This window comes from Cupriavidus necator, from assembly GCF_016127575.1.
GTDB lineage: Bacteria > Pseudomonadota > Gammaproteobacteria > Burkholderiales > Burkholderiaceae > Cupriavidus > Cupriavidus necator_D.
The window spans coordinates 391,491-407,282 of sequence record NZ_CP066019.1 but is presented as its reverse complement, the minus strand read 5'-3'; the positions used below and the strand labels follow the sequence as shown (position 1 = coordinate 407,282).

The 15,792-nt window shown below is 67.0% G+C and carries 12 protein-coding genes and 1 pseudogene; 5 read left to right on the top strand and 8 right to left on the bottom strand.

Going from position 1 to position 15,792, the window contains the following annotated elements; genetic code table 11:
- Nucleotides 1-31: 31 nt before the first annotated feature.
- From I6H87_RS20845 to I6H87_RS20830, 4 genes are all read right to left on the bottom strand, one after another.
- Entirely contained in the window at nt 32-1,453 is a 1,422-nt protein-coding gene (locus tag I6H87_RS20845; RefSeq protein WP_011616580.1) for an aldehyde dehydrogenase family protein, read from the bottom strand.
- 128 nt (nt 1,454-1,581) lie between these two features.
- The gene (locus I6H87_RS20840; protein WP_011616579.1) at nt 1,582-2,358 is read right to left on the bottom strand and encodes an enoyl-CoA hydratase/isomerase family protein; all 777 of its coding nucleotides are present in this window, start codon (nt 2,356-2,358) and stop codon (nt 1,582-1,584) included.
- 34 nt (nt 2,359-2,392) lie between these two features.
- A complete protein-coding gene (locus I6H87_RS20835; protein ID WP_011616578.1) occupies nt 2,393-3,196 on the bottom strand; it encodes an enoyl-CoA hydratase/isomerase family protein in 804 nt (267 codons plus the stop codon).
- A 23-nt stretch (nt 3,197-3,219) separates the two neighbouring features.
- Nucleotides 3,220-4,224 (bottom strand): Bug family tripartite tricarboxylate transporter substrate binding protein, encoded by a 1,005-nt coding sequence (locus tag I6H87_RS20830; protein WP_011616577.1) that lies wholly within the window; start codon nt 4,222-4,224, stop codon nt 3,220-3,222.
- A gap of 171 nt (nt 4,225-4,395) precedes the next feature.
- Here I6H87_RS20830 and I6H87_RS20825 point away from each other — a divergent pair, with 171 nt between their 5' ends.
- The 4 genes and pseudogenes from I6H87_RS20825 (at nt 4,396) to I6H87_RS20810 (ending at nt 7,394) form a co-directional block, all read left to right on the top strand.
- Entirely contained in the window at nt 4,396-5,211 is an 816-nt protein-coding gene (locus I6H87_RS20825) for an IclR family transcriptional regulator (protein ID WP_011616576.1), read from the top strand.
- Nucleotides 5,212-5,250: 39 nt separating this feature from the next.
- Nucleotides 5,251-5,999 (top strand): annotated as a pseudogene (fabG, locus tag I6H87_RS20820) (3-oxoacyl-ACP reductase FabG).
- A gap of 45 nt (nt 6,000-6,044) precedes the next feature.
- Nucleotides 6,045-6,554, top strand: coding sequence for a MaoC family dehydratase (locus tag I6H87_RS20815; protein ID WP_011616575.1), 510 nt, complete (start codon nt 6,045-6,047; stop codon nt 6,552-6,554).
- A gap of 63 nt (nt 6,555-6,617) precedes the next feature.
- Complete coding sequence (locus I6H87_RS20810; protein WP_011616574.1) at nt 6,618-7,394, top strand: citryl-CoA lyase; 777 nt, start codon at nt 6,618-6,620, stop codon at nt 7,392-7,394.
- An 88-nt stretch (nt 7,395-7,482) separates the two neighbouring features.
- On the opposite strand, the gene I6H87_RS20805 is transcribed toward I6H87_RS20810, so the two are convergent.
- Nucleotides 7,483-8,490: a helix-turn-helix domain-containing protein gene (locus I6H87_RS20805; RefSeq protein WP_231881484.1), complete on the bottom strand. Its 1,008-nt coding sequence runs from the start codon at nt 8,488-8,490 to the stop codon at nt 7,483-7,485.
- Nucleotides 8,491-8,518: 28 nt separating this feature from the next.
- Between I6H87_RS20805 and I6H87_RS20800 the strand changes: the two genes are divergently transcribed.
- Nucleotides 8,519-9,259 carry an IclR family transcriptional regulator gene (locus I6H87_RS20800; RefSeq protein ID WP_011616572.1) on the top strand — a complete coding sequence of 247 codons (741 nt, stop codon included), beginning with the start codon at nt 8,519-8,521 and terminating at the stop codon, nt 9,257-9,259.
- A 49-nt stretch (nt 9,260-9,308) separates the two neighbouring features.
- Here the strand turns inward: I6H87_RS20800 and I6H87_RS20795 are convergent, their stop codons facing one another.
- From I6H87_RS20795 to I6H87_RS20785, 3 genes are all read right to left on the bottom strand, one after another.
- On the bottom strand, nt 9,309-13,010 hold the full coding sequence (locus I6H87_RS20795; protein ID WP_231881483.1) for an alkyl sulfatase dimerization domain-containing protein: 3,702 nt from the start codon (nt 13,008-13,010) through the stop codon (nt 9,309-9,311).
- A gap of 149 nt (nt 13,011-13,159) precedes the next feature.
- Nucleotides 13,160-14,332: a porin gene (locus tag I6H87_RS20790; protein ID WP_011616570.1), complete on the bottom strand. Its 1,173-nt coding sequence runs from the start codon at nt 14,330-14,332 to the stop codon at nt 13,160-13,162.
- Nucleotides 14,333-14,919: 587 nt separating this feature from the next.
- On the bottom strand, nt 14,920-15,546 hold the full coding sequence (locus I6H87_RS20785) for an AMP-binding protein (protein ID WP_157886305.1): 627 nt from the start codon (nt 15,544-15,546) through the stop codon (nt 14,920-14,922).
- Between the last annotated feature and the right edge of the window lie 246 nt (nt 15,547-15,792).

Here is a 15,792-nt window from a genome sequence, read left to right as displayed (position 1 = left end):
GGGAAAACCATAACGAGCTTAAGCCCGGCATTCAGCCGATGATCGACTTCGTCTCCAGGAACTCCGCGATGCCTTCCGGCCCGAACTCGCGCCCGTTGCCGGACTGCTTGTAGCCGCCGAACGGCAGCGACAGATCGGGGGGCGCGCCATTGATGCGGACCATGCCTGCCCGCAGCCGCCGTGCCACCTTGCGCGCACGGTCGGCGTTGCCCGACATCACATAGCCTGCGAGGCCGAAGGGAGAGTCGTTGGCAAGGGCCACGGCGTGGTCGTCCCCGTCATGCGCAATCATGACAAGCACCGGCCCGAAGATCTCCTCGCGCGCAATGGCCATGTCATTGCGCACACCGGCGAAGATGGTCGGCCTCGCAAAGAAGCCGCGTTCCAGGCCCCGAGGCCGCCCCAGGCCTCCCGCCGCAACGCGCGCGCCCTCCCCCATGCCCACGGCGATCAGATGCTGGACCCGCTCGTACTGCGCCCGGCTCGACAGCGGCCCCATGCTGGTCGCCGGATCTTCCGGATCGCCGACGTTCGTGGCATCCGCCAGGGCGGCGGCGATGCCGACCGCCTCGTCATAGCGCTCGCGTGGCACCAGCATGCGCGTCGGCGCCACGCAGGTCTGGCCACTGTTCGCCATGCACTGCGCCACGCCGCCGCTGACGGCGGCGCGGAGGTCGGCGTCATCCAGGATGACCAGTGCCGACTTCCCGCCCAGCTCCTGCGCCACACGCTTGACGGTCGGCGCTGCGTTGATGGCCACCTGGATGCCGGCGCGCGTCGAGCCGGTGAACGAGACCACATCCACGTCGGGATGGGACGACAACGCTGTTCCCACGGTCTGCCCTGTCCCGGAGAGCATGTTGAACACGCCGGGCGGCGTGCCGGCGTCGTGCATGATCTCCGCGAAGATACGCGCATCGAGCGGGGCAATCTCGGATGGCTTCAGCACCACGGCGCAGCCCGCCGCAATGGCCGGCGCCACCTTCGCCACGATCTGGTTCAGCGGCCAGTTCCAGGGCGTCACCAGCGCGGCCACGCCGATCGCCTCGCGCCGTATGACGCCCTTGCCCCGCGCAGTTTCGAATTCGAAGGTCCTCAGCGCCGCCAGCGTCGCGTGCAACTGTCCCAGGCCCGCCATGGCGTGTACGTTGCGCGCCAGCGTGGCGGGCGCGCCCATTTCCAGCCGCACCGCCCGGGCCATGTCGTCGAGCCGCTCTTGATAGCGGGTAATGATGCGCTCAAGCAGCGCAATGCGGTCTTCGCGACCCGACTCCGACCAAGCGGGGAACGCGGCGCGCGCGGCGGCGACGGCGCGATCCACGTCTGCCGCCGTGCCCATTGCGAGCGTGCCGATCACCGCTTCGCTCGCCGGGTTGACGATTTCTGCCAGGGTCGAGCCGGGCGACGGCGCCACCCATCCGCCGGCAATGTAGAACTTCTCAAGCGTCTCCATGCGTATTCCTCGTTGGTTCCAGGCGGGGACCTGTGCGTCATCACTATATGGGCGGGCACCTGCCCGCATTTGACAGAATCGGCAACACGCAGGCGGGAAGTTGTTACACGGCCGTGCCCGAAGCACCCTCAGCGGCCGACGAAGACCGGCGCCCGCTTCTCGCGGAATGCCGCCTGTGCCTCCCTGCAGTCTTCCGTCTTCGAGAGGATGGCGGTCTGGTCCTGTTCGTAGCGATAGCCGTCGCGCAAGCCCATGTGCTCGATCGTATTGAGGGTGTGCTTGGCAAGCTGGGACACCACCGGACTCTTGGAGGCGACCTGTTCCGCCAGCTCCAGCGCTGCCGGCATCAGTGCATCGGGCGCCACGCACGCTTCGACGATGCCGAGGCGATACAGCTCGGGCGCGGGAACGCGATAGCCGGTCAGCATCATGCGGCGCACGCGCGAATGCCCGAACAGGCGCATGGCATGCCGGCCGCCGCCAAGCGCCCCGACGTCGATTTCCGGCAAACCCGCGCTGGCCTGCTCGCTGGCCACGAGGATGTCTGCGGAAGCGGCAATGGCCAGTCCCGCGCCCAGCGCGGGGCCATTGAGCGCCGCCACCACGGGCTTGGCACATTCACGGATCGCATGGAAGCACTCCCGTGTGCGGCGCGAATGGGCGCGCAGGGCGCCGGGGCCATCGACCAGCGCGCCACGGCCCTTGATGTCCGCGCCGGCGCAGAACACCTTGCCTGCGCCTGTCAGGACAATGACGCGTACCTCGGGTGTGTCGGAAAGCTGGTCGAGCACGGCAACGAGCTCGTCGTTGAGCCCGCGCGTCAGCGCATTGACGGGCGGCGCATCCATCGTAACGACCGCGATGTGGCGATCCACGGACAACTTCAACTGGGTCCAGTCGTTCATGTTTCCTCCTGGTTGTGGATTGGCTGGTCGAGGTTCAGTCGCGCCGGCGCGGCCACGAGAACAGCGGCGGCTCCTTGTCCAGGAATCGCCTGACTGCCGTCAGGTGATAGTCGGTGCTCATCGCAATACCCTGCCCGTCTGCTTCGTGCATCAGCATGGTCGGCAGATCGGAATGGAGAGAGGTATTCAACGCGCGCTTGGATACGCTGAGCGCGAGGGGCGACGCTTGCGCCATGCTGCGGGCAATCTCCCGCGCCCGGTCGAGCACGGTACCGGGCTCGTGCACCTCCATCACGATGCCGAGATCGCGTGCCTCGGCCGCCCCGAATTCGCGCGCGGAGAAAACGAGTTCCTTCGCCCGTTGCAATCCGACGATGCGCGGCAGCGTATAGAAGGCGCCGTAGTCCGGCACCGCGCCGATCCTGCCGAACGACAGGCAAAAGCGCGCGTCGCGCGCGGCGAGGACCATGTCAGCGGTCAGTGCCAGCGAGCAGCCAGCCCCATAGGCAACGCCCTCCACCACCGCGATGACAGGGCGGTCGAAATTCAGGAACGCGCCGGGGGTAGCCTGCCCGTCCAGGATGCGCTGGCGGCGCCCCTCCGCCGAGCCTTCGCTGCCCGCGCTGTCGCGCACCGCGCGCAGGTCGCCACCCGAACAGAAATTGCCGCCGGCGCCAGTGACGATGAGTACCTTGAGCGTGCGGTCGGTGTTCAGGGCGCCCATCAACTGTGGCAGTTCGCGGCGCATGACGGCGTCCACGGCATTCTTGGTTTGCGGGCGCTCCAGCGTGAGCACGCCCACGCCATCTTCGTTCTCGTACTGGATAGCTTCGTACATGGTGATCTCCTCGTGGTGATGCGTTATTCGATCCGTGCGCCGGTGCGTTCGATCACCGCCTTCCATTTGACCCGCTCGGAGACGATGAAGCTGCCGAACTGCTCGCCGCCCAGCGGCAGCGGCACGCCGCCCATGCGCTCGAAGGACGCGATGACATCAGGCCCCTGCAGGACGAGCGCCACCTCCCTGGTCCACCGGTCGACAATCGGCTGCGGCGTCCCGGCCACCGCGAACAGGCCGATCCAGTCGGTGGATTCGGCGCGCGGGAATCCGGCCTCGGCAATCGTGGGAACCTGCGGCAACTGCGGCAGCCGGTTCGGCCCCAGCACGGCGAGCGCGCGCAGCTTGCCGCTCCGGATGTGGCCGACGGTGGTCGCCGGATAGTCGAAGCACAGGTCCACCTGCCCGCTTACGAGATCGGTGATCGCGGGCGGACTGCCCTTGTACGGCACATGCACCAGGTCTACGCCGGCCACGCTCCGGAACTGCTCGATGGCAAGGTGCATTCCGGTCCCGTTGCCTCCGGATGCCGCCGTCACCTTGCCGGGATGCGTCCTGGCATAGGCGACAAATTCACCCACCGACCGATATGGACGACTGGCATTGACCACCAGCACGTTGGGCAGCGAAATGATCCCGTGCACCGGCACGAAATCTTTCTCGGGATTGAAGCGCAACGATTTGAAGAGGAACTGGTTGGTCGACTGGGTGCCCTGCGTGCCGACCATCAGCGTGTAGCCGTCCGGCGCTGCTTTCGAGGCGTACTCCGCGCCGATATTTCCGCCCGCGCCGCCTCGGTCATCGACGATCACGGTTTGCCCAAGGCGCGCACCGACCTTGGTGGCGATCAGCCGCGCGGCCTGATCCGTGACCCCGCCGGCCGGTCCGACGGAGACGATCGTGACTGGCCTGGCGGGATAAGCGGGCTGCGCGAGCGCATCGCTCGCAGCCACCGCTGCCGCCACACAGGTCGCGCCGATCCGGCGAAGGCGTGGCGCCAGCGTGCGCGTGATGGTCCGAAGTTCCATGCGAAGAGTCTCCTTTGGGTGTGTTGGTGTGGCTTCGCGGCGTCGCCAGCCCGACAGGCCGGCGAAATTTCCCAGTTGCATTGCTACGAGTTGTAGAGCAATACTACGACATACCGTAGCAATTCGTCTTCAAGAATTTTCCAGCCATCGGGATTTTTTCGGACATCGCAAATGCCCTTCCTCAGTCCCGTCGTCCAGCGCACCATGGCCGTCTTCGAACTCTTCGCGAAAGAACGGCGCGAGCTGTCCAACTCGGACATGGCCCGCCTACTGTCGGTACCGGAGAGCAGCAGTTCGGACCTCCTGCACACACTGCACATGCTGGGCTACCTGATGCGCACGCCGCTGACGCGGCGCTTCTATCCCACTGGCCGCCTGTTCGAGGCGGCACGCCAGATCAGTTCGAACGATCCGCTCACGGCAGCCGCGCAGGAAACCGTCGAGGAAGTTGCGCGAAAGACCGGCGAAACCACCTATCTCGGCATCCGCGAACGCTCGGTCGCCAGGATCGTCGCCACGGTGCCGAGCCGGCATGCACTGCGCTACACGGCCGAAGTGGGAGAGCGCTACGGCCTCCATTCATCCGCTTTTGGCAAGGCCTTGCTCGGGTTCATGCCGCGCGAAGACATGCTGGCCGACGTCAGCCAGTTGAATCTCAAGCGGGTCACGCCGAGAACGCTCGACACCGTCGACGCCGTCGTCGCCAATATCGACCTGGGCCGCGAGCGCGGCTGGTACCAGACCCGCGGTGAAAGCGGGGTGGGTGTGTGCGCCCTCGCGGTCTCGGGCTGTCTGAGCGGCCGCGTCGTCGGCCTGTCGGTGGCGGGACCTACCGAACGCATGGAAGAGAACCACGACGCCTACCTGGCCGTGCTGCTCGAAGTGCGCGACGTACTGCTCACGCACGAACCATTCCCCGCGCCGAAAGCATCGCGGCCGGATCGCGCTGCGCCACGGCCGCGGGAACGGCGCAAGACACTGAGCTAATGGATTAACCACGCATTGACTACAACGGAAGGAGATTCAATGGATCTGGGATTGAAGGACCGTGTCGCCATCGTGACCGGGTCGGCGCGCGGCATCGGCGCCGAGACGGCGCGCATGCTCGCCGCCGAGGGGATGGCCGTGGTCATCGCCGACCTCGATGCCGACGCCGCCGCCGGACTCGCGGCATCGATCGAAGCCGGCGGCGCGCGCGCGATGGGCTTGCGCTGCGACGTGCGGGACGCGGAACAGGTGCGCCAGATGACCGGCGCAGCCCGTGAAGCGTTCGGCCGTCTCGACGTACTTGTGAACAATGCCGGTCTCGTGAAAGACCGCACCCTGCTGAAGATGGACGAGAGCGACTGGGACATCGTGATCGACGTCGTCCTCAAGGGCGCCTTCCACTGCTGCCGCGCGGCGCTGCCGCCGATGCAGGAGAACGGCTGGGGACGCATCGTGAACATCGCCTCGCGCCGCTGTTCGGCAACCCCGGACAGACCAACTATTCGAGCGCCAAGGCGGGCCTCGTCGGCTTCACCCGGGCGCTCTCGCAGGAACAGGCCAGGCATGGCATCACCGTGAATGCGATCGCACCCGGCTTCATCGAAACCGACTGCATCAAGAGCCTGCCCAACTACGAGACCGTGCTGCAGAACGCGGTGGCGCGCATCCAGGTGCCCGGCGTCGGCCAGCCCGGCGACATCGCTGCGGCCGTAGCGTTCATGGCATCCGAGCATGCCCGCTACATCACGGGGACCACGCTGTTCGTCACCGGGGGCCGATATGGCTGAGCGCACCTGCAACGGCTTTCAACCACTGAACCTCGGAGAACCGCGATGACGACTCAGCCCCTGCTCACCTTCGAATCACTCCAGCGCCTCAGCCTCTGCTGGGACGACCTGACGGTCGGAACGAAGTACACGACGTCCTCGCGCACCATCACCGAAGCCGACGTCGCCGCATTCGCCGCGCTGACCGGCGACATGAACCGCCTGCACGTCGACGCCGAATACGCCGGCACTTCGGTGCACGGCCAGCGCATCGCCCACGGCATGCTGGTCGCCTCGTTCATGGCCGGACTGACCTCGCGGGCTATCCCGAACCAGCTCATGGAAGACGCGCTGTTTGGCGTGCTCGAGAACCGCATCCGTTTCCCGCGCGCCACCCATATCGGCGACACCATCCGCGTCGAGGTCGAAGTCGTCGAGCAGAGGCCCACAAGCAAGCCGGAGCGTGGCCTGACCGGTTTCCTGCGCAAGGCCGTCAACCAGCGCGGCGAAGTATGCGCCGAAATGGAAACCACCTATCTGATGCGACGCCGCCGCACCTCTCACCCGGGGTCATGAGCATCGGCCAGAACGCCACCGTTTCTGCCACACCACCCTTTATCCGGAAAGGAAGCCCATCCCATGATAACGACCGACATCGGCTACACCACGCGCGACACCATTGTCGTACGCAACCTCAACCTCTCCACGGAGATCATCGGCAAGTTCGACTTCGTCGACATGATCTTCCTCCTCACGCTCGCACGGTCGCCGAGCCCACAGGAGAAGACCATGGTCAACGCGCTGCTCGTGACCGCCGCCGATCATGGCCTGACGCCAAGCTCGGTCTCGACCCGCATGACCTACACGGGAGCCCCCGAGGCCATGCAGGCGGCCGTCGCGGCCGTCGCGGCCGGCCTGCTCGGCGCGGGAAGCGTGCTGCTCGGCACGATGCAGAACTCGGCCGAAATGCTGCTGGAGGCCGCGCGCGACCTGGACCAGGACGCGGACGATGGTCAGGTCCGCGACGTGGCGCGCGCGGTCATCCGGCGGCACAAGCAGGAACGGCGTGCCATCTACGGGGTCGGCCACCCCATCCACGTCGACGGCGACCCGCGCGTGCCCACCTTGCGTGCGCTGTCGGTCGCCAACGGCTGCTACGGCGTGCACTGGCGCGTGATGGAGGCGATCGCCGACGTCTTCGACAAGGAGTTCGGCAAGAAGCTGCCCCTCAATGCGGTGGGTGCCATTGGCTCCATCGTCGCCGACATGGGACTGGACCCGGTCATGGCGCGCGGCCTCGCCTTGGTCGGCCGCTCGGCCGGCCTGCTTGCGCACATCCTGGAAGAACGGCAGGCACCGGTCGGACAGAAGATCTGGACGCTTGTACTCGAGCAGGATCCGCGCAACGTCCTCTGAGCAGAGAGAGCCGGCGCCGCTGCACGGGATGCGGCGCGCCACCCTCTTTTTCGCCGCGCCCGCGCGCATCCGGGGACAGCGCCAACGCCTACGCGCGCGGGGCTTCCGACGGCAGGCACCCGAACATCCGGCCATACTCGGCGGCGAACCGGCTCATGTGGACAAAACCCCAGCGGGCTGCCGCCTGGCTGACGGTCAGCCGATCGGCACTGGTTTGCCGCAGCAACCGGCGCACCGACGACAGCCGTATCGCCCGCAAATAGGTTTGCGGCGTGACGCCGGTCACCTCCATGAAGGCCGTCTGGATCGTGCGCCGGCTCACCCGCAACAGCCCGGACAGTTCGAGCACCCCGACCGGCCGGTCCGCATTCGCCCGCAGATGCTCCCGGCTCCGGTGGACGATATCGCTGTAGGTCAGCCGGGTAATGTCGCGGCGCCGGCCCGGCAGCTCCGCGTCGATCAGCAGGCAGAACAGGTGTTCGAGCACATCGTCGCGCAGGGTCATGCGCGCCGCCGGGCAAACCAGGGCGCTCACGTTTTTCGTCGCGCCGAGCAGGCAGCACAGGATGCGCGAGGCAAGACGCTCCCGGGCGGCGGCAGGAGCTTCCAGCAGCGGCTCGCCGGTCCAGGCGAGACGGGGAACGCCGCCGAGGTAGTCGGCATGGATAGAGAATGTGCTGTCCGCGAGTACGATCCCGAGGTGTTCGCTCGGTCCGGGAGACTGGACCGAGTACTCACGGCCACCGGCGAGGTGGGCGACGGCGGCGCCGACCGCACGCCCATGGAACGTGGCGCGGCTCTCCACCGGCAGCGCAATGGCGAACATGCGCAAGCCCTTCCTCGTCCAGCCCTCCCTGAGGATCGGGACGTCAAGGCGTTCCCGGTAGACCAGCAAATCGGCGTCCGGCCTGACCTGCTGAAGATGGCCGGCATACCGCCCCGGGCCGGTCTGCAGGTATCGCTTGTTGAGTTCCGGGAGTCCCAGCCGGTGATCTTCCGGGCTTGCGAACGACTGCACGCCGCAATGTGCCACCGCGCAAGCGCCTCCGGACGGCAGGCTTTCGATAGCCTCCGAAATCTCGTATAGTTGCCCCAATTTTCGAGCCACTCCCTCACTTGTCCATATGCCCACGCTGATCCCGTCGGCCGCCCGCGCCATGGCGGTCTTCGAAGTCTTCGCGCGTGAGAAGCGCGAATTGTCCAACTCGGACCTGGCCCGGCTGCTGCAATTGCCCGAAACCAGCACCTCCGACCTGCTCCACACCCTGCATTCGCTGGGCTACCTCACGCGCACCGCGCGCAACCGCCGCTTCTACCCCACCGGCCGCCTGCTGGAGATCGTGAGGCAGATCGCGGAGAACGATCCGCTCGGTGTCGTGGCGCGCGAAGCCGTCGAGCGGCTCGCGGCCCTGACTAACGAGAGCGCCTACTTCAGCGTACTGGAGGGGCAGCACGTCCGGGTGGTGGCCGTGCAGCCCAGCCGCGAACCGCTGCGCTACATCGTCGAAGTGGGCTCGCATGCCGCCCTCCACGCCTCCGCGACCGGGAAAGCATTGCTCGGCCTGCTGCCCCCGGAAGAGGCGCGGGCAATGCTGGCAAAGTCGGGCATGCGTCGCCTGACCGAACGCACGGTGGTTGATCCCGACAAGCTCATGGCCGAAATCGCGAAGATGCGGCAGCGCGGCTGGTACGACTCACGCGAGGAAGGCAGCGACGGCGTCTACGGGCTCGCCGCGACCGGGTGGCTGGCCGGCACGCCGGCAGGCGTGGCGCTGGCCGGCCCCACCGAACGGGTCAAGAAGAACCGTGATGCCTACGTGGCCGCCTTGCTGGAAGTGCGCGACACGGTCCTGGACAAAGAATAAGCGGCGCCGGAGCCGCCTTGTGCGGCCCCGGCGTGCCACCGCTCGCCCCCTACTGCGTTGCCAGCGGTGCCACGATGCCAAACGACGGATCGAACGTGGCCAGCATGCCTATGAGCTGCGTCAGCTTGCCCGCGTCGCCCTCCACCTTCACCTTGCCCTCGCGTACCGCCTGAGGCAAGTCCAGTTCGCGCAGGCCGATGCCGTCCAGCGTCGCCTTGGTCATGGTCACGGTGGCATCGGCCCTGGCATGGCGGCTGTTCTCGCGGTATGTCAGCACGCCGTTGCGCAGCGTCAGCGCGAAAGGCTTGCCCAGATCGGTGAACACCCAGTTCAGCGTCATGTCGTGTCCCTGGGCCTTGTCCGAATCCAGGCGCACGCCCATGTAGTCGAAGAACATGGACGGTTCCATCGCCCTGACGAGGTCGGCGGCGTTGCGAACGGAGCCCAGCGTCGGCACGCCGCCGCGCAGCTCCTTGGCGCCGCTCAGGTACATATTGCGCCAGAGCGAATTCTCGCTCTGGTAGGCAAGCTGTTCCAGCGTATCTGCCTGCGCCTGGCGGGCCGCGGTATTGCCGGGTTCGGCGAACACAAGGTTGTTGCCGAGCTGCGCCGCCCAGCGGAAATCGCCCTTCGCCATGGCATCGCGCATCAGGTCCAGCACGTGGCCGGACCCGCCCATGGCTTGCACGTAGCGCTTGCCGGACTCGACCGGCGGCAGCGGGTCGAGGTTGGCCGGGTTGCCGTCATAGAAGCCCATGTAGCGCTGGTACACGGCCCGCGCGTTGAAGCTGAGCGAGCCGTAGTAGCCGCGCGTGTACCACGTCTGATCCAGCTTGCCGGGCAACTTTTTCATGGTGTCGGCAATCTCCAGCGGCGTCATGCCCTGGTTGATCAGGTGCAGCGTGCGGTCGTTGAGGAAGGTGTACATGTCGCGCTCGTCGGCCAGCATCGTGCGGATGTTCTCGCCGCCCCAGGTCGGCCAGTTGTGTTGAGCGAACAGCACGTCGGCGCGATCGCCATACCTGACCAGGCTCGCGTCCAGGAACCTGCCCCACGCCTTCGGATCGCGCACCAGCGCGCCGCGCGGCGTCAGAATGTTGTGCATCGTCCGTGTCGCGTTCTCCGCCATGCACAGCGCGCGCTTGCCGGGCAGGTAGAAGTTCATTTCGGCGGGCGCTTCAGTGCCGGGCGTCAACTGAAACTCAAATGCCACACCATCGATGTGCCGCGCCTCGTAGGGTTTAACGATCTGCACCGTGGGTGGAATGAGGCCTGTAGTGCCGCCCAGCGGCACGCCCTTGCCGATCCCGGTATCGACCTGGCCCCGGGCGCCGCGCACCACGCCGTATCCTCCCTGGTAGATGGCGCGACGGAACATGGCCGTCCCGGCAAAGACGTTTTCGCTTGCCGCCTCCTGCATGAAGCCCGCCGGCGCCAGGATCGCGACCTTGCCCGCCTTGACGTCCGCCTCGTCGACCACGCCCCGTACCCCTCCGAAGTGGTCCACGTGGCTGTGGCTGTAGATGACGGCGACCACCGGCTTGCGCGGCCGGTTGGCGTAGTACAGTTCCAGCGCCGCCCGCGCGGTTTCCGATCGGGTCAGCGGATCGACCACGATCACGCCGGTCCGGCCTTCGATGATCGACATGTTGGCGAGGTCCATGCCGCGCACTTGGTAGACCCCGTCGGTGACCCGGAACAGTCCGGCGTGCGCGTTGAGCTGCGCCATGCGCCAGAGGCTGGGATTGACCGTGTCCGGCGCGGCCTCGGCACGCAGGAAGTCGTAGTCTGCCGGATTCCAGATCACTCGGCCGGACGCGTCGCGGACTTCCCCGCGAAACGGCGCGACCAGCCCGCGCTCGACCGCCTCGTAGTCGGCGCGGTCCGTGAACGGCAGTTGCTGGTGCACCGCGGCGTTGCTGGCGGCGGTCGTGGCGCTCGCGGGCTTGGCCGGGTCCGGCGCAGTGACGGCGTGAGCGCCCGAGGACAGCGCCGCCACCAGGGCGCTCGCCAGCATCGCTTTGCTGATGGAGGGCGCCGCAGCCCGGGAAACGTCAGCTTTTGCCCAAGCCGTACTGGCTGCGCCGGCTTCCGTCACCGGTGCACGCCCGGGTGCGTGGCCGTCGACTATCGCGTCGCCGCCCGCGCGCGCGATGCCGCGCACAAGGTCGGCCGCCTTTTCGCCAATCATGATCGCGGGCGCGTTGGTGTTGCCACCGATGAGGGCCGGCATGACCGAGGCGTCGGCCACGCGCAGTCCTTCGACGCCGCGCACGCGCAGTTGCGGGTCGACCACGGATCCGCTGTCGCTCCCCATTCGGCAAGTGCCGACAGGATGGAAGACAACGTCGGCGCGCTCGCGGATCAGTTCGCGTACCGCTTCATCGTCGCTGCCATCGAAGCGCAAATGTCCATACTTGTGGGGCTTTCCGCCAAGCCGCGCAAGCGGCTCCTGGCCGAGAATGCGATGGATGATCTTCGTGCCCGCCAGCAGGGTCTCCATGTCGTACGCATCTGCCAGCAGGTTCTGGTCGATCTTCGGTGCCTGGCGCGCGTCCGGGCTGGCCAGCAGGACCTCCCCGCGGCTGCGGGGGCGAAGCACGCACACATGCAGGCAGTAGCCGTGGACGTTGCGCGCGTTCGGATCTCCCAGCGTCGCGGTGAAGTGCAGCTGCAGGTCGGGATCGGCGAGGTCCGGACGGCTCTTCAGGAAGCCGCCGCACTCGGCGATATTGGAAGCAAACATGCCGAAGCGCTGCTTCCGGTAGCGTCGCCACTCGCTTGCCAGACGCAGCGCCCCGCGTAGCGTAAAGGCGTACAGGTCGGCGCTGACCAGCCGGTGCCCGAGTTTCATGTCTGGGTGTTCCTGCAGGTTCTGCCCGACTTCCGGGGCGTCATGGATAACGTCGATACCCATGTCGCGCAGATGGCCCGCCGGACCGATGCCGGAGGCCATCAACAGTTGCGGCGAGCCGAATGCGCCGGCGGTGAGGATGATCTCGCGGCGCGCGCGAAGCACTTGCTCGACCCCGCCGCGCACCACTGCAACGCCGGTCGCTCGCTTGTTCTCGAACACGATACGCAGGACCTGTGTGTCCGTCAGCACATCGAGGTTCGGGCGGCCGCCATTGAGCGACGAGGCATCGCCGCCATGCAGATAGGCGCGCGCCGTGTTCCAGCGCTCGCCGTCGCGTTGGGTGCGCTGGTAAAAGCCGATGCCTTCCTGCTGCGCGCCGTTAAAATCGTGGTTGTACCGGTAGCCGGCGGCCTGCGCTGCCTCGACGAATCGCCGGTCGAATGGATTGAGCGAGCGGGTATCGACCACATGCAGCGGACCACTCCCGCCGTGCCAGTCGTCTTCGGTACCGCCGCCCAGGCGTTCATTGCATTCCGCCCGTTTGAAGTACGGCAGGACATCGCTCCACCCCCACCCTTCGCAACCTGCGGCCGCCCAACCGTCGTAGTCGGACGGCGTTCCGCGGATATAGATCATACCGTTAATCGACGAGCTTCCACCCAGCACCCGGCCCCGCGGCTGGTAGCCGCGCCGCCCCCCGAGCGCACGCTGCGGCTCGGTCGTGAAGCCGTAGTTGAACGGGCCGGGCTTCGGCACCGTCGACGCAAATCCGATTGGGACCGTAATGGCCGGGCGGCAGTCATGCCCACCCGCCTCAAGCACCGCAACGGTGCCGGCACGGGCGTCAGCCAGGCGGCCTGCGACGGCGCAGCCCGCAGACCCGGCGCCAATCACGATATAGTCATAGGTGGTTTGCAACGCGTACTCCTGGGTTAATTGCTCGCCGGCACCGCGCGCGCACCCGCACAGAGCGGATGTCGCGGCACCGGTAGTGGCGGGCGGCTGCGGGCAGCAACCCGCCCTTGCTACGAACCGTCTGCGGATCAGAAGGTGTGACGAATGCCGGTGGAAACGCCGAACATGCCCTTCTGTCCGGCCATCGACGGATAGTTGAACAGGAACGCGGTCTGTGTGGAGTCGAAGTTCAGGCCCGCGTTGCGTGCGTAGGCCGTGGCCAAGTAGACGTCGGTACGCTTCGAGAGGCGGTAGTCGAGAATAAGCGTCGTCTGCCACGGGTTCGCGGGAGCAAGGCTCGGCGCGGTCGGCCCCAGGCGCAGGGATTTGAAGTCGGCGTAGTAGTAGGCTAGCGTCAGCTCGAGTGCCCGGGTAATGTCATAATTGATGCCAGCCCAGTAATAGTCGTCGCGCGCCAGCGTGTTGCCATTGGCGAAGTCGGTCTTAGCCCAGCGATAGCCCAGCATGGCCTTGAACGGGCCAGCGGCATAGCTGACGGCGGTGCCAAGCTTGCGGGCGACGCCTTGCTGGCCCGACGTGACCGCGGGATGCCATTCGTCATACGCCAGCGTCGCGCCGAAGGTGCCGTTCAGGTATGTCACCGCCGCGCCATAGCCGTTGTTGTCGCGGAACGCCCCCGGCGTCTCGCCGGCACCGCCGCCTGCGAGCGGCGTGGCGCCAATCAGCGGCACGCCAACGCCAAACGAGTAGTGCGCCGCCACCGTTACCGGGCCGAACGTGCCCAGGTATTTGATCGTGTTGTCCTCGCGATAGTTGATGCCGAGCTGCCAGGCGACGGGGTCATACGTCGACGCATACCGCGTGGGCGTGAAGTTCGACAGCCCCTCGAAAAGAGAGGTGTACTGGCGGCCGAACATCAGCTTGCCGTAGGTCTTGCTCTGCAGGCCGACATAGGACTGGCGGCCGAACAGCCTGCCCGATGTCATGGCGCCCGAATCAGCCGTGAAGCCGCTTTCCAGCACGAAGATGGCGCTGTTTCCGCCCCCCAGGTCCTCCACGCCGCGCAGTCCCCAGCGCGACGGCGCCCTGCCGCCCAGCGGCAGCATCGACACGCGCGAGCCGCCGGTGTTAGCGAACACCGGCTGCCCGTTCACCACGGTCGGCTGCGCCGTGGCGACCCGGTTTACATACTCGATCGGCACGTCGATCACACCGTACAGCGTCACGCTGCTCGTTTGCGCGGCAGCATTGAACCCGGCAAGCGCTCCCCATACCGCCAGGGCCAATTTTGTTTTCTTCATAGCTCGTCTTCTCCATGTGGATCCCCTGCGCCCCGGTTGAATGGCGGAGGCCACCGTCTCTGGCCCCGGACCGCCGGGTACGCGGCGCACTTCGAATCCCTGTGTGCGCACCGGCAAGGAGACCACTGTCTGCCGCCGATCCACCTCCCAGACGGGAGGGGGTGTGCCACCCCGCCTGCCCCCTCGTCTCTGGGGGGGGGAGATGATAGGTCCATGCCTGCGCCGGAAAACGGGTATTAAGCGCCACGCCGACGACGGCAAGGATAACGTGGGCGACCAGTGAGGCGCACCGACACCAGCGCTTATGACGCGACCGGACAGGTCACGGCGCGCAAGCGCAACATATCGGCGCCCGTCGGCAGCCGTTGCACATGACCCCGCGCGTATCGCAATCGTGCACGCTCAATGCGCCGGGCGCAGCATTCCGGATCGGGTGGTTTGAAAAAAAGAACGCTCCCGCCGGGTGGCCGGAGCGATAAGTCCCGCTGGGCCCGAGCAGACCGCAGGGGGTGGAGACTCGATGCGCCGGACCGGGCAATCCGCCGCGGCGCATCGACAGAAACAGGGGCGACTGCGGCGCAGTGTCGTTAGCGGAGGAAGTTGTGCGGCGTACGGGCGCCACGCGGGGAGGCGGGCGCATTGCCCGAGCCCCGCGCCGGCATCGCCTCGATGCCCGCCGCCAGGGCATCGCCGAATGCATGCACCCGTGGATGCTGTCCCGCGCCGCCCGAGCGGCGCCAGTCTGAAGCGGGCGGCGCCGCGGCAATGCAGGCGCGCAGCCGTCCGTTCTCCAGCATGGGATTCACGCTGGCCAGCGCGTCCGCCAGGACAATGGCCACGCGTGCCCCGGACTCGCTCAGGCATACCGCCACTTCCCCAGCGGAGCTGCAAGGGTCCAGCGAGACCACGCCAGCATCGCAGCGCAGCGCGGCATACCAGCCAATTGCCAGCGGGGGATATGCCGGCAGCATCAGCAACACACGCTCGCCGCCGCGGACATCCAGGCGCTGCTGCATGTATCCCGCCAGCATGAGGCTCGCATTCAGCAACTGCGCGCAGGTCAGCGGTCCGCCGGCCTCGTCGGTGGCCACGACGGCGTCCGGATTCGCCTCGGCCATGACCTTCAGGCTTCGAAAGGGATCACCTTCATGCGCCGCCACGGGAAGCGTGACGCCGGCTGGAACGTAATGAAGATGCGGGTTGGTCGTAGGCATGCGGTAACAGGAAGGCAGTACTGGAAGCATGATTGCCGCTGCCATGGCGCCAGGCACTCCCCGACGCGGGTGGCGCATCGCGGCGCATATGGCCTGCGGCGGACGGGCAGTTGAATGGGCCCGTTTCTGTCACCTGGAGCGCGGGGCTGTTTCACTGCAAGGCGGACTTAAGGCGTCGTGCGGCGTACCGGGCGCACTCGCCCCCCCTCGTCGAGTGGGGATGCCGGACGGCTGCCGGCTTCACAC

What these genes read in the sequence shown, in the direction of transcription:
- I6H87_RS20845 (WP_011616580.1), bottom strand. Translation starts at nt 1,453, where the DNA reads ATGGAGACGCTTGAGAAGTTCTACATTGCCGGCGGATGGGTGGCGCCG.
- I6H87_RS20840 (WP_011616579.1), bottom strand. Translation starts at nt 2,358, where the DNA reads ATGAACGACTGGACCCAGTTGAAGTTGTCCGTGGATCGCCACATCGCG.
- I6H87_RS20835 (WP_011616578.1), bottom strand. Translation starts at nt 3,196, where the DNA reads ATGTACGAAGCTATCCAGTACGAGAACGAAGATGGCGTGGGCGTGCTC.
- I6H87_RS20830 (WP_011616577.1), bottom strand. Translation starts at nt 4,224, where the DNA reads ATGGAACTTCGGACCATCACGCGCACGCTGGCGCCACGCCTTCGCCGG.
- I6H87_RS20825 (WP_011616576.1), top strand. Translation starts at nt 4,396, where the DNA reads ATGCCCTTCCTCAGTCCCGTCGTCCAGCGCACCATGGCCGTCTTCGAA.
- I6H87_RS20815 (WP_011616575.1), top strand. Translation starts at nt 6,045, where the DNA reads ATGACGACTCAGCCCCTGCTCACCTTCGAATCACTCCAGCGCCTCAGC.
- I6H87_RS20810 (WP_011616574.1), top strand. Translation starts at nt 6,618, where the DNA reads ATGATAACGACCGACATCGGCTACACCACGCGCGACACCATTGTCGTA.
- I6H87_RS20800 (WP_011616572.1), top strand. Translation starts at nt 8,519, where the DNA reads ATGCCCACGCTGATCCCGTCGGCCGCCCGCGCCATGGCGGTCTTCGAA.
- I6H87_RS20790 (WP_011616570.1), bottom strand. Translation starts at nt 14,332, where the DNA reads ATGAAGAAAACAAAATTGGCCCTGGCGGTATGGGGAGCGCTTGCCGGG.
- I6H87_RS20785 (WP_157886305.1), bottom strand. Translation starts at nt 15,546, where the DNA reads ATGCCTACGACCAACCCGCATCTTCATTACGTTCCAGCCGGCGTCACG.